Genomic DNA, 12579 nt, shown 5'->3' with positions numbered 1-12579 from the left:
ACATTTAACTCAATTTGGATGAAGGAATCCGGAGAAATAAGAGCAGCTGCCGCCCGTAAACTTTCAGATGTAAACTTTCCAGGTGTAATTTTTCCGAATGTAATCTTTCCGGATGTAAACTTCCTTCCTCGCTAATAGAGCTCCGCTGGACAAAACGACGAAATTTCCGGCAGAGCTCTTTACTTTTTGTCTAATGAGCCTTTGGAAGCAACCGTGTAACATGTTAGTTAATCCAACATGAGAGCGAATCTTTTTTATAAACAGGTCAGAAAAAGGGTATGAAAGCTCACACGAAATCAAGTTCATATAAGGGGGATATCAAAAATGGGGCTGTCGGTAAACAGTGTACCTGAAATCCGGTTTGAAGGCGTTGAGATGAAATACCGGACAGCGGCGGCCGAGGTGCTTGCGCTCCAGCAGGTCAGCCTGGACATTGCCCAGGGCGAGTTTGTGTCCCTGCTCGGACCGTCAGGCTGCGGCAAAACTACGCTGCTCCGTCTGATGGCGGATTTGATTCAGCCGACCTCCGGCGAGGTCAAGGTCGCGGGCAAAAGCGCGCGCGAAGCGCGGCTCGCCCGGAAATACGGAATCGTGTTTCAAAGCCCCGTGCTGTATGAATGGCGGAAGGTAAAGCATAACATTACGCTTCCGCTGGAGCTGATGGGAATGAAGAAAGCGATGCGTGAAGAGAAGGCGATGGAACTGCTGGAGCTGGTCGGGCTGAAGGGCTTTGAAGACAAATACCCCTGGCAGCTGAGCGGGGGGATGCAGCAGCGGGTGGCGATCGCCAGGGCGCTGTCGATGGAGCCGGAAATTTTGCTGATGGATGAACCTTTCTCGGCTTTGGATGAATTTACACGGGAGCGGCTGAATGAGGAGCTGCTGTCGATCTGGGCAAAGGTCAAGAATACGGTCGTCTTTGTCACACATAGCATTCCGGAATCCATCTTCTTGTCAGACCGGGTGTTTGTGCTGTCTCCTCATCCTGGCCGGCTGTCGGCCGTGGTGGATATTCCGCTTCCGCGGCCGCGCACGCCGGAGATGCGTGACAGCGCTGAATTTTTCGAACTGATTGCTAAGATACGCGGCAGTTTTGAAGGAAGGTGAACCCTATGAGGCCTCAGGCGCTTCTAATTCGAAATAAGCTGATTCCGCTCGCGGTCTGGGTTGTAGGACTGCTGGTGGTATGGGAGGGGCTGTCGTGGTTTCTGCTGCATGTCGCCCGGGTTCCGCTGGCCCAGTCCAGGCTGCCCTTTGTTCATCAAGTGGCGTCTGCTTTTTGGAAATACGGCCATACGCTCCTTAAGGAAGGCGGCGTTACGATCGGCAATGCTGCTTTGGGATTTCTGCTGGGAGCCGCGGCGGGCGGGCTGCTGGCCGTGCTGATGAGCCTTTCGGTTTGGGTAGAACGGTTGGCGTTCCCCTATGCCGTAGCCTCCCAGATGATTCCGATCCTTGGACTTGCGCCGATTATCTACGGCATTGTCAGGGATGAACAGGTGTCCCGGATTCTGATCTCGGGTTACATTACCTTTTTCCCTGTTGCGCTCAATATGCTGCGCGGGCTGCGCAGTGTCCCGGCCGCTTCGCTGGAGCTGATGCATTCCTATGCGGCCAAACCGTGGGCGGTATACTGGAAGGTCCGCCTGCCGGCTGCGCTGCCTGGATTGTTCGGCGGGCTGAAAATCGCCGCTCCGCTGGCGGTCACCGGGGCCATCCTGGTGGAGCTGATGGGCGCGCAGCACGGCGTCGGCGTCATTATGCTCAGAAATTTATATTACGGCCCTTCGCATACCTACATGTTCTGGGCCACCGTGCTTGCCGGAGCCGTAATGGGCATTGCCAGCTACCTGCTCATGAGCCTGCTGGAACGGCTGGTATCCCCATGGCAGCCGGAGTTCCGGCCTAAAGGAGGCGGAGAATGATGGAAAGCAATACGGCAGGAAATACAGTCAGCGAAATGCCATACACCGGGGCGAAGGAACGCGGGCTGATCGGCGCAGGTATCCATGCGGCTTCCAGTTCGGGCGGGGGAACAGGTGCAGGAGCCGGTCCTGGAGCAGGCGCACCTGCCGGGACCGGGCACAGCCTTGAAGCTAAAGGAAATCCGGGAAATCCGGGAATGCGGCGCACCCTTCTCCTCAGCCGTCTTGCCGCCGTAGGACTGCCGCTGCTGGCGGGCGTTCTCTTCATTGTCCTGTGGCAGCAGGGGCTGTTTCATAAGCTGTTTGGCCTGCAAAAGTACCAGCTGCCTCTGCCCGGCGCAATCGCCGAGGCGCTGCAGGACAATTTCAGCCTGCTGCTCTCTTACAGCGGCTACACGCTGGCCGAAGCGATCCTCGGCATGCTGGCCGGCTCAGCCCTGGGATTCGGCGTCGCGCTGCTCGCCGTTTCCTGGCCCAAATGGGGCAGCTCAGGGCTGCTGCTAGCCGCCGCTTTGAACGCCGTTCCCATTGTCGCCCTGGCCCCGATCATGAACCTGTGGTTCGGGGACGGCATCGGCTCCCGGGCGGCTATCGTGGCGGCGACCACCATGGCGGCTATGGCTATGAACGCCTATAAAGGCATGACAGCGGTTGACCCGCTGGCGATCGACCTCATGCAGTCTTACGCAGCAGGCAAGGGCGCCGTATTCCGGCACCTGCGCATCCAAAACAGCCTGCCTTATGTATTCACCGCCCTGAAGATCAACACCACGGCGAGCATGATCGGCGCCATCGTGGGCGAATTTTTCTACTCCTCACGAGGCCTCGGCTACCTGCTCTCCAATTCCATCAAGATTGCCCAAATGCCGCTCGGCTGGTCCTGCATCGTTGTCGCCGCCCTGGCCGGAATCCTCTTCTACCTCGTCGTCGAGCGCCTGGAGAAAGCCTTCCTCAAGTGGCACCCCTCCCGCCGTGACGCCGCTGGAAGCTGATGACCGAACCCGTCCAGCCGGAAAAAAGGGAACGGCCATGCTTGCGCCGCGCCCTGCTATAAAAATAAAAAACGTGGAGCAACGCTGCTGCTCCCAAGGCTGGACCCTGGTCTGAAGCGTGGTTGATGTCCGCCTTGTTGGAGTCCTGGTTGTAAGCACGGATGTAAGCACGGATGTAAGCGCCGATGTGAGCAAGGCTGTAAGCACGATTGCATGCCTGACTCCAAGCCAATTCTAAGCCCGATTCCAAGCCCGATTCTATGCACCATTCTATCTGCTTGGCCCCGCACTTATAAGGCAGTTTCTCATTCCTCCAGCTTCCCTGCGCAGAGGCCGAATGATTCCGGAGAAGCGAAGCGTTCGCCTTTGCTCTTGGATTCCCGCCACTCAATTCAAAGTTAAAGGAATCCAAGAGCAACAGCGATCATAGGAACATTCGGACTCGGAGCCAGCGCCAAAGTAAGGTCCCATCCGGCATCCGAGCCCGCGCCGCAGCTCGCATTCCACCGGGCGCCGCACCATTTTTCCGAATCCGTACATCAGCTGCACCGCTCCAACCCGCTTCGAGTGCAGCTCCACATACAAAAAGGGGGAAACCAAATGAGCTCCAAACCCAAACCATTCAAATTGAAACCGGCCCTGCTTCTGGCAGCCGTCATGCTGCTGATCTCCATCCTGGCAGGCTGCGGCGGAAGCAATAACAGCACCGAGCCGGCCGCTGCCGCGGAAGGCAGCTCCAGTGAACCGTCAGCAAGCACGGAGACATCCGCAGAGCCGGTCACCGTCAAGCTGCAGCTGAAGTGGGTGCCGCAGGCCCAGTTTGCAGGTTATTACGTTGCGCTGGATAAAGGCTATTACGAGCAGGAGGGCTTGAAGGTGGAGATCCTGCCGGGCGGCCCGGACATCGTGCCTGAGCAGCAGGTGGCCGGCGGGACAGCCGACATCGGCATCGACTGGGTGGCGAGCCTGCTGACGAGCCAGGAGCAGGGGATGCCGCTGGTGCAGATCGCCCAGATTTTTCAGAAGAGCGGCCTTGTGCTGATCTCCAAGAAATCGGCGGGAATCAATTCTCCGGCGGACCTGAAAGGGAAGAAGGTCGGCAACTGGATGGGCGGCAACGAGTTTGAAGTGCTGGCCCTGTTTGACAAATACAAGCTGGATCAGAACAAGGATCTGAAGTTTACGAAGCAGGGCTTCACGATGGACCAGTTCCTGACCGGCGAGATCGACGCGGCTTCCGCCATGACCTATAACGAGTACCAGGTTGCGCTGGAATCCGGCGTTGCGGCTTCGGATATGAACATCATCGACATGAACGATGAAGGCGTAGCGATGCTGGAGGATAACCTGTTCGCCAACAAAGACTGGCTGGCCAAGAACAAGGATACGGCGGCCAAGTTCGTCCGCGCTTCGCTCAAAGGCTGGCAGGATGCCATTGCCGAGCCGGAAGCGGCGATTGACAGCGTCATGAAAGTGGCTGAGGAAGGCAGCACCACCCGCGACCACCAGCTGAAAATGATGGAGGAGGTCGGCAAGCTGATCCAGCCGGAGGGCTTTGACAGCTCGAAGCTGGGCTACACCGACGAAGCCGCCTTTAAGCAAACGGCCGACATCGCCCTGCAATTCGGCGTCATCAAGAAGGAAGCGAATGTGAGCGAAGCCTTCACCAATGAAATTGTGGAGATGGCCTCAAAATAGCGGCTTGTCACCCTCACTGAACAAATCAGCGAACACCATCACTTTACACCTTACTCACTAATCGAAGGACACACTAATCGAAGGACACACTAATCGAAGGGCAAAGGGCCGCGGCGAGCCAGCGGCCTTTCGCGCCTATTACGGAGGAATGCGCCTTGTCATCCATCGAAACAGAGAAGCTCAAGCTGCAGAACCTGTGCGGCGGCACATGGAAGGAGTCCGGCAGCGGACGTTATGAAGATGTGTATAATCCGGCTACCGGGGAAGTCATTGCCTCTGTGCCGCTGTCCTCCAAAGCGGAGGTGGAGGAGGCGGTCAGGGCGGCTGCCGAGGCTTTTGCCATGTGGCGGAAGGTGCCTGTCCCGCGCCGGGCCCGCTACCTGTTTGAATACCAGCAGCTGCTGCTGAAGCACCGGGAAGAGCTGGCAGAGCTGATTACGCTGGAGAACGGTAAGAATCTGGAAGAAGCCATGGGCGAGGTGCAGCGCGGCATCGAATGCGTGGAATTCGCCGCCGGGGCGCCGACACTGATGATGGGCAGCCAGCTGCCGGACATTGCTTCCGGCATCGAATCCGGTATGTACCGGTATCCGCTGGGCGTCATCGGCGGGATCACGCCGTTCAACTTCCCGATGATGGTGCCGTGCTGGATGTTCCCGCTTGCCGTGGCATGCGGCAATACATTTGTGCTCAAGCCGTCGGAGCGGACGCCGCTGCTGGCGGGCCGTCTGGCCGAGCTGTTCCTCGAGGCCGGCTTCCCGCCGGGCGTGCTGAACCTCGTGCACGGCGCCCATGACGTCGTGAACGCGCTGCTCGAGCACGAGGCCGTGAAGGCCATTTCCTTCGTCGGCTCCCAGCCGGTGGCCGAATACGTGTACAAGACCGGCACCGCTTATGGCAAAAGGGTGCAGGCCCTCGCGGGCGCTAAAAACCACTCGATCGTCCTCCCGGACGCCGATCTCGACAACGCCGCCCGCAACATCACCTCCGCCGCCTTCGGGTCGGCGGGCGAGCGCTGCATGGCCTGCTCGGTGGTCGTCGTCCACGAGGACGTGGCCGACGAGCTGATCGGCAGGCTGCTGAAGGCCGCCGATGAGCTTGTCATCGGCGACGGCCGGGAGCCGGACGTGTTCCTCGGTCCGGTCATCCGGCAGAGCCACAAAGACCGGACCGCCTCGTACATCGAAGCGGGCGAACGCGAGAACGCGAAGCTCATCCGGGACGGCCGGCTGGATGCCGCCGCGGCGGATGGTTCGCCGGGCTACTTCCTCGGCCCGACGCTGTTTGACGGGGTCACGACAGAGATGTCGATCTGGCGGGACGAGATTTTTGCGCCGGTGCTGTCTATCGTCCGCGTCAGCAGCCTGGACGAGGCGATTGCGGTCGCCAATCAGTCCGAATTCGCCAACGGAGCGTGCCTTTATACGGACAGCGCCAGGGCGGTCCGGAAGTTCCGCGATGAGATTGATGCAGGCATGCTGGGCGTGAACCTGGGCGTTCCGGCGCCGATGGCCTTTTTCCCGTTCTCGGGCTACAAGAAATCCTTCTACGGCGACCTGCACGCGAACGGGCGTGACGGCGTTGAATTTTACACCCGCAAGAAGATGATTACGGCCCGCTACTAGGGCGAAGAAAGGGAGGATCCGCATGCTGAACCTGGAGAAGTCCGCCGGTATGGAAGAAACGGAAGAAACGGAAGAAGCCTTGTTAAAGGACCGGAAATATTTATGGCACAACATCACCCCGTACAGCGAACAGAATCCGCCGATGATCGCAGCCAGCGGCAGCGGCTCGTGGATTACCGATCTGGGCGGGAACCGCTATCTGGACGGCATGTCCGGGCTGTGGTGCGTGAACGTGGGATATGGACGCAAGGAGCTGGCCGAAGCGGCCTACCGGCAGCTGCTGGAGCTGCCTTATTTTCCGCTGACGCAGAGCCATATGCCGGCGATTAAGCTTGCCGAGAAGCTGAACGAATGGCTGGAGGGCGACTATGTCATCTTCTTCTCCAACAGCGGGTCAGAGGCGAACGAGGCGGCTTTCAAAATCGTCCGGCAGTACTTCCAGCAGACCGGCCAGCCGCTGCGGCACAAGACGATTGCCAGATACCGGGGGTATCACGGCAGCTCGATGGGCGCCCTCTCCGCGACCGGCCAGGCGCAGCGGAAATACAAATATGAGCCGCTCTCCGGCAGCTTCCTACATGTCAGTCCGCCTGACGGCTACCGCCGCCCGGCAGGGCAGACGCTGGAGCAGTTTAATCTGCAGTGCGCGCAGGCCATCGAGGATATGATCATCTGGGAAGGAGCCGAAACGGTGGCAGCCGTGATTATGGAGCCGGTGATCACCGGCGGCGGGGTCATTGTGCCGGAGCAGATTTATTTGGACCGGGTGCAGGAGATCTGCTGGAAATACGGCGTGCTGCTGATTATGGACGAGGTCATCTGCGGCTTCGGGCGTTCCGGAAGGAAGTTCGGGCATCAGAATTTCGGGCTGAAGCCGGACATCGTGACGATGGCCAAAGGGCTCACCAGTGCCTATCTGCCGCTGTCGGCTACAGCTGTCCGGAAGGATATTTATGAGGCGTTCAAGGATGCGAGTGACGAATACAGCCATTTCCGGCATGTGAACACATTTGGCGGCAATCCGGCGGCCTGCGCCCTGGCGCTGCGCAACCTGGAGCTGATGGAGGAAGAGCAGCTGGTCGGCCGCGCGGCCGTGCTTGGCGAAAGGCTGTATCAGGAACTGTCGGTGCTGCTGGAGCACCCGCTTGTCGGCGACATCCGCCATTTCGGGCTGATCCTGGGCATCGAGCTTGTGGCGGATAAAGAAGCCCGTCAGCCGGCTCCGCTGGACACGGTGAAGGCGGTCATCGGGCGGTGCAAGCAGCAGGGGCTGATCATCGGCAAGAACGGCGACACCGTAGCGGGCTTCAACAATGTGCTGACCCTGGCGCCGCCGCTTGCTTCAACGGATGAGGATATCGATTTTATCATCAGTACGCTTAAAGCTGTGATGAGCGGGTTTCCGGAAGCGTGAATTTCTCCGGGTGCAGAAACTGGTACGCCCGCAGGGCGACCTGGATCGAAATCCGGTTCTCCGGCTCCATAAAGTCCTCTCCGAGCAGCTCGGTGATTTTCTCCAGCCGGTAATATAGGGACTGCCGGACAATGAACAGCTTCCGCGCCGCGATCTGCTTGGAGCCGTCATGATCGAGGAAGACGCGCAGCGTGAGCAGCAGCTCGCTGCCTTTGCATTCGTCATGATCAATCAGCGGTCCCAGGTAGCTGCGGATGAAGGACTCCAGCGTGGTGCCGTCGTTCAGGCTCATCAGCAGCTGGAAGACGCCGAGATCCTCGTAGAACAGCAGCTCCGACCGGCTGCAGGGCTGCAGGCCAAGCGCCTGGGAGGCCTCGCTGCAGGCGGCTGCGGCATTTTTCAGCCCGGTACGGGGTTTGCTGACGCCAATCAGAATCGTATGGTCCTTGAATTTATCCCCGGCGGCAATGTGGAGCAGCCCGTTCAGGGCCTGCTGGAGGCGCAGCTTCGAAGGCTGCTTCGCTTTCAGGTCAAGCGCAATGACCGCGATCCGGTTATTTTTCATCGTCATGAGGGGGCGGAAGGCATATTTCTCAAAAATGGAACGCAGCAGCAGCGGAAGATGGAACCTCGCCGTTTCCCATTCCGTTTCGGCCGCGTTCCATTTGTCCTGCGTCCGGCTGCGCAGCTCCAGCATGCAGACCCGGAAGGGACTTTCGTTCAGCGTCAGAAAGTCGGGTCCGGCCATCGCCTTGAGCCGGCTGTCCTCTGTCAGCCTTCCGCCGAGCAGGTCATCGACCCACAAATTTTCCGTGAACCATTTCCGCTCTTCCATATAGCGGGTCCGCAGCAGCTCCTGGGCAATGGAGAGGGAGGCCGAATCCAGCAGCAGGCAGTCGTATTCGCGGGGCCTGCCCGGAGTCAGCAGCATCAGATACGCCCACGTCTGATCCAAAGCGCCTACCGGCTTGATGACCGCCTGCCGCCCCCGGAACTCGCGGAACGCAGGCAGGTGATCGGTCCGGCTCTGGGTCTCATGTTCTTCCGCCAGTCCGGCCAGATAATCGGTGTACGCCTGCTGTTCGCCTGAGGGCAGGGCGGGCAGGACGAGCGGTTTACCCTGAAGCGGATAATAAACAATTTGGGTTTGGGTGTTCTGCTGGAGCAGCTGGAGAATTTTCTGGGTGCCCTGGGAAGTGAGGCTCAGCTTGTAGAACGCCCTGGACGTGCTCTCCAGCTCCTGCAGCATCAGGTGATGGCGGTTGATGATCAGGGAATGCAGGTCGAGCGTAATGTCCACAAAGCGGACGGTTTGGGGGAACAGGATCAGCGGAAAGCCGCGTTCCTCGGCCAGCGCCGCCATTTCAGCGGGAATCTCCCGGAAGTAAGGCCCGGCTTCGATGCACAGGCAGGCCGCATTTTTCTTGATCAAATTATCCATAAACGTCACCGGCGACATGCCGTCTGCCGTAAACCCGACGCCGGTTGTCAGAATCATCTCCTCGCCGTGAATCAGGCTTTCGAAATTGGCGCTTTCCAGCACGTGGACCCAGCGGACCGGCCTTGCCAGGCCTCGTTCCCCGGCAGCCACCCGGGCACCGGCGAACAGCGGGCGCGCCAGCGCCTCAAGCACGGTAAAGTCCAGCTCGCGGCCTTCAGTCCCCGTCCATCCGCCGTGTCTTTGATCCGGTGCAGGCGCGTGCGCATGTGCGCGGGCGAGTTCTTTTTCATCCGTCATGTCATGTCTTTCGAAGGCCCGGTGGTCCCCCTGTGCTTTGCCATATCCCTTATCCAGCGTGCTGTCCTTGCCCTGCAGGCTCTGAATTACCCGGTTGTCGTCCATTCCCGCTGCCCCCTTCGCACATTCTGATTTTGTTTCTTCCGTAAAAAAAACAATCCTGAAATTTGACAAAGTGTCTAATGTAACGAAAATGCGATTTGACTATCATGTGGTTAAGCGATGTGAGAATAGATGACTTGATGAGGAAGTGAAGAGTAGACCTTTAGGCGGATAAAGATGTTGATGCTTATTTTACTACAAGAATCCTTCTTGTATAGAACTACTTTTGTAAAATAGGCTTAAAAAGTTATTTTTCATGGCAATAAACATAACATTTAATTAAAGATTTAATTTAAAGATGAATCCTGTATGAGCTTCAGCTGCACCGCACCACACTTTTGACACTCCGGGAGGGACAAGTTATGGAATACAGCAGCAAATCAGAGGCGTGGCTGCCGCACGGGCTGTCCGCAAATTTTGCCGAATTCGAACCGGGACTCACGGCTAAAGGGGCTATGGAGGAATCCAACCGCTGCCTGTACTGCTATGATGCTCCTTGTATAAAAGCTTGTCCGACCAGCATCAACATTCCTTCGTTCATTAAGAGAATCGCCACCGGCAACCTGAAGGGCTCCGCCAGAGCCATTATGGAGGCAAATCCGGTCGGCGCAAGCTGCGCGCGCGTCTGCCCGACAGAGGAGCTGTGCGAGGGCGCCTGCGTGCTGAATGACGCTTCCAAGCCGATCCAGATCGGGCTGCTGCAGCGCTACGCAACGGACTGGGCGCGGGAGAACGAGGTTCAGCTGTTTGAAGCCGGAGCGGCCAACGGGAAAAAGATTGCCGTCATCGGTGCCGGGCCCGCCGGCTTGTCGGCAGCGCGGGAGCTTGCGCGTGAAGGGTACGCGGTGGAGATGTTCGAGGCCCGGGAGAAGCCGGGCGGCCTGGACACCTACGGAATTGTGTCCTTCCGGCTCCCGCAGTCCGTCTCGCTCTGGGAGACAGAGCAGGTGGAGAAGCTCGGCGTCAAGATTCACACCGGCGTGAAGGTCGGCAGGGACGTTTCGCCCGCTGAGCTGAAAAATCATTTCGATGCCATCGTCCTCGCCGCCGGCATGGGCTATGTGCCGAAGCTCGGCATCGAAGGCGAAGAGCTGGAAGGCGTCTATGACGCCATCCGCCTCGTCGAAGCCACCAAAACCGGCGAGCTGGTGCCGGAGCTGCTGGGCCGGCGCGTCGCCGTGATCGGCGCGGGCAATACGGCGATTGATGCGGCGACCTGCTCTGTCCGGCTGGGGGCGGGCAATGTCAAGATGCTGTACCGCCGCACCCGGGAGGAGATGACGGCTTACGATTTCGAATACGAATTTGCCAAGCAGGAGGGCGTGGAATTCAGCTGGCTGACGCTTCCGAAGCGGATCGTTGGCGGCGGGGACGGCAAGGTAGCCGCGATTGAATGCGTGCGGATGACTTTAAGTGAACAGCCGGGGCCGGACGGCCGCCATGCGCCGGTCGAAATCCCGGATTCCGCCTTTCTGCTGCCGGTCGATGCCGTTGTAACGGCGATCGGCCAGGAGCGCCATCACGGCCTGATCGAGCTGCTCGGCCTCGAGCACAGCCGGGGTGTCGTCAAGATTGACGAGATCACCCGCCAAACCTCCGATCCGCAGATTTACGCGGCTGGAGACGTGGTGTTCGGCGCGGGCCAGGGCGAAGCGATGGTCGTATCGGCGGCCGAGCAGGGCAAGCTCGCGGCTTACTCGATTATCCGCCATTTGACGGACCGGCAGGATGAAGTGATGGAGACAGCGGTGTAAAGCGAAGAGACCAGAACTCAATAACCAAGGAGGTCATCATATGGCCGATTTACGGATTAATCTGGCAGGGATTCAATCACCTAACCCGTTCTGGCTGGCTTCGGCCCCGCCGACCAACACGGGCTATCAGGTGCAGCGGGCGTTTGAAGCGGGCTGGGGCGGAGCGGTCTGGAAGACGCTCGGCGATCCCATTATTAATACCTCTGCACGGTTTGCGGCGGTGAACTTTAACGGGCAGCGCGTCGCCGGCTTCAATAATATTGAGCTTATTACGGACCGGCCGCTGGAGGTTAACCTGAAAGAAATCGCGGAGACGAAGAAACGTTTTCCGGACCGGGCCGTCATCGCTTCCCTGATGGTGGAGCCGAAGCAGGAGAAATGGCATGAAATTGTCAAACGGGTTGAGGATGTCGGCGTAGATGGGCTTGAGCTCAACTTCGGCTGTCCGCACGGCATGGCCGAGCGCGGCATGGGCGCGGCTTCCGGCCAGCAGCCCGATCTCGTGGAGGCGCAGACGTACTGGGTGAAGGAGGTGGCCCGGACGCCGGTCATCGTCAAGCTGACGCCGAACATCACCGATATTACGGTGGTTGCCCGGCACGCCGTCAAAGGCGGTGCGGATGCCATCAGCATGATTAACACGATTAACAGTTTAGCAGGTGTAGATATTCATACCTGGAACACGATTCCGCATGTCGGCGGCAAAGGGGCGCACGGCGGCTACTGCGGTCCTGCCGTTAAACCGATTGCGCTCAATATGGTGGCCGAGTGCGCCAGAAATCCGGAGGTGGGCGTGCCGATCTCCGGTATCGGCGGCATTTCGACCTGGCAGGACGTGGTGGAATTTATGCTGATGGGCGCGACCGGCATCCAGGTATGTACGGCAGCGATGCACCACGGCTTCCGCATTGTCGAGGACATGATCGACGGCCTGTGCAATTATCTGGATGACAAGGGATTGTCTTCTGTGACGGAGCTGATCGGGCAGTCCGTGAGCCGTTATTCGAACTGGGGCGATCTGAACCTGAATTATAAAGTGGTGGCCCGGATCAACACGGACAAATGCATTAACTGCAACAAATGCCATATCGCCTGCGAGGATACGTCCCATCAGTGTATCGACATGCTGACCGGGGCGGACGGCAAAGCTTTTCTGGAGGTCAGGGAGGAAGACTGCGTGGGCTGCAATTTGTGCTCCATCGTATGTCCGGCTGAGGGCGCAATCGAGATGGTGGAAGTGGACAGCGGCCTGACCCCGATGACCTGGAATGAACGGCAGAAGGAAATCGCCAAGTTAAACGGCATCTATTCCCAAGCGGAGGTGGTTTGAT

The 12579-nt window shown here is 58.8% G+C and carries 9 protein-coding genes and 1 pseudogene; 9 read left to right on the top strand and 1 reads right to left on the bottom strand.

The window, feature by feature from the left end; all coding sequences use genetic code 11:
• Positions 1–68: 68 nt before the first annotated feature.
• The 7 genes and pseudogenes from FCN15_RS19695 to FCN15_RS09875 form a co-directional block, all read left to right on the top strand.
• Positions 69–194 (top strand): annotated as a pseudogene (locus FCN15_RS19695) (pentapeptide repeat-containing protein); the annotation flags it as partial.
• Between the two features lie 130 nt (positions 195–324).
• Entirely contained in the window at positions 325–1107 is a 783-nt protein-coding gene (locus tag FCN15_RS09900) for an ABC transporter ATP-binding protein (RefSeq protein WP_138494848.1), read from the top strand.
• A 5-nt stretch (positions 1108–1112) separates the two neighbouring features.
• Positions 1113–1925, top strand: a complete 813-nt coding sequence (locus FCN15_RS09895; RefSeq protein ID WP_138494847.1) for an ABC transporter permease — start codon at positions 1113–1115, stop codon at positions 1923–1925.
• Positions 1922–2917, top strand: a complete 996-nt coding sequence (locus FCN15_RS09890) for an ABC transporter permease (protein WP_238996605.1) — start codon at positions 1922–1924, stop codon at positions 2915–2917. The genes FCN15_RS09895 and FCN15_RS09890 overlap by 4 nt, the downstream gene beginning before the upstream one ends.
• Positions 2918–3517: 600 nt before the next feature.
• Positions 3518–4615, top strand: a complete 1098-nt coding sequence (locus FCN15_RS09885) for an ABC transporter substrate-binding protein (RefSeq protein WP_138494846.1) — start codon at positions 3518–3520, stop codon at positions 4613–4615.
• A gap of 155 nt (positions 4616–4770) precedes the next feature.
• Entirely contained in the window at positions 4771–6240 is a 1470-nt protein-coding gene (locus FCN15_RS09880; RefSeq protein WP_138494845.1) for a CoA-acylating methylmalonate-semialdehyde dehydrogenase, read from the top strand.
• 49 nt (positions 6241–6289) lie between these two features.
• Positions 6290–7654, top strand: a complete 1365-nt coding sequence (locus FCN15_RS09875; protein ID WP_138494911.1) for an aspartate aminotransferase family protein — start codon at positions 6290–6292, stop codon at positions 7652–7654.
• Here FCN15_RS09875 and FCN15_RS09870 read toward each other — a convergent pair.
• Positions 7620–9497 (bottom strand): PucR family transcriptional regulator, encoded by a 1878-nt coding sequence (locus tag FCN15_RS09870; RefSeq protein WP_238996604.1) that lies wholly within the window; start codon positions 9495–9497, stop codon positions 7620–7622. The two genes, FCN15_RS09875 and FCN15_RS09870, sit on opposite strands and share 35 nt — an antisense overlap.
• A gap of 359 nt (positions 9498–9856) precedes the next feature.
• On the opposite strand from FCN15_RS09870, the gene FCN15_RS09865 reads away from it, so the two are divergent.
• Both FCN15_RS09865 and preA read left to right on the top strand, forming a co-directional pair.
• Positions 9857–11248, top strand: a complete 1392-nt coding sequence (locus tag FCN15_RS09865) for an NAD(P)-dependent oxidoreductase (protein ID WP_138494844.1) — start codon at positions 9857–9859, stop codon at positions 11246–11248.
• A gap of 40 nt (positions 11249–11288) precedes the next feature.
• Positions 11289–12578: an NAD-dependent dihydropyrimidine dehydrogenase subunit PreA gene (gene preA, locus FCN15_RS09860; RefSeq protein ID WP_138494843.1), complete on the top strand. Its 1290-nt coding sequence runs from the start codon at positions 11289–11291 to the stop codon at positions 12576–12578.
• Position 12579: the final 1 nt, after the last annotated feature.

The organism is Paenibacillus pinistramenti, assembly GCF_005869875.1.
In the GTDB taxonomy this organism is placed as follows: Bacteria; Bacillota; Bacilli; order Paenibacillales; family Paenibacillaceae; genus Fontibacillus; species Fontibacillus pinistramenti.
Note: the sequence above shows the minus strand (reverse complement) of the source record. Positions and strands in the feature narration are given on the sequence as shown.

Bases quoted from the DNA above. Each gene is read 5' to 3' on its own strand.
- preA (WP_138494843.1), top strand. From the start codon at position 11,289: ATGGCCGATTTACGGATTAATCTGGCAGGGATTCAATCACCTAACCCG.
- FCN15_RS09900 (WP_138494848.1), top strand. From the start codon at position 325: ATGGGGCTGTCGGTAAACAGTGTACCTGAAATCCGGTTTGAAGGCGTT.
- FCN15_RS09865 (WP_138494844.1), top strand. From the start codon at position 9,857: ATGGAATACAGCAGCAAATCAGAGGCGTGGCTGCCGCACGGGCTGTCC.
- FCN15_RS09890 (WP_238996605.1), top strand. From the start codon at position 1,922: ATGATGGAAAGCAATACGGCAGGAAATACAGTCAGCGAAATGCCATAC.
- FCN15_RS09885 (WP_138494846.1), top strand. From the start codon at position 3,518: ATGAGCTCCAAACCCAAACCATTCAAATTGAAACCGGCCCTGCTTCTG.
- FCN15_RS09875 (WP_138494911.1), top strand. From the start codon at position 6,290: ATGGAAGAAACGGAAGAAACGGAAGAAGCCTTGTTAAAGGACCGGAAA.
- FCN15_RS09870 (WP_238996604.1), bottom strand. From the start codon at position 9,497: ATGGACGACAACCGGGTAATTCAGAGCCTGCAGGGCAAGGACAGCACG.
- FCN15_RS09895 (WP_138494847.1), top strand. From the start codon at position 1,113: ATGAGGCCTCAGGCGCTTCTAATTCGAAATAAGCTGATTCCGCTCGCG.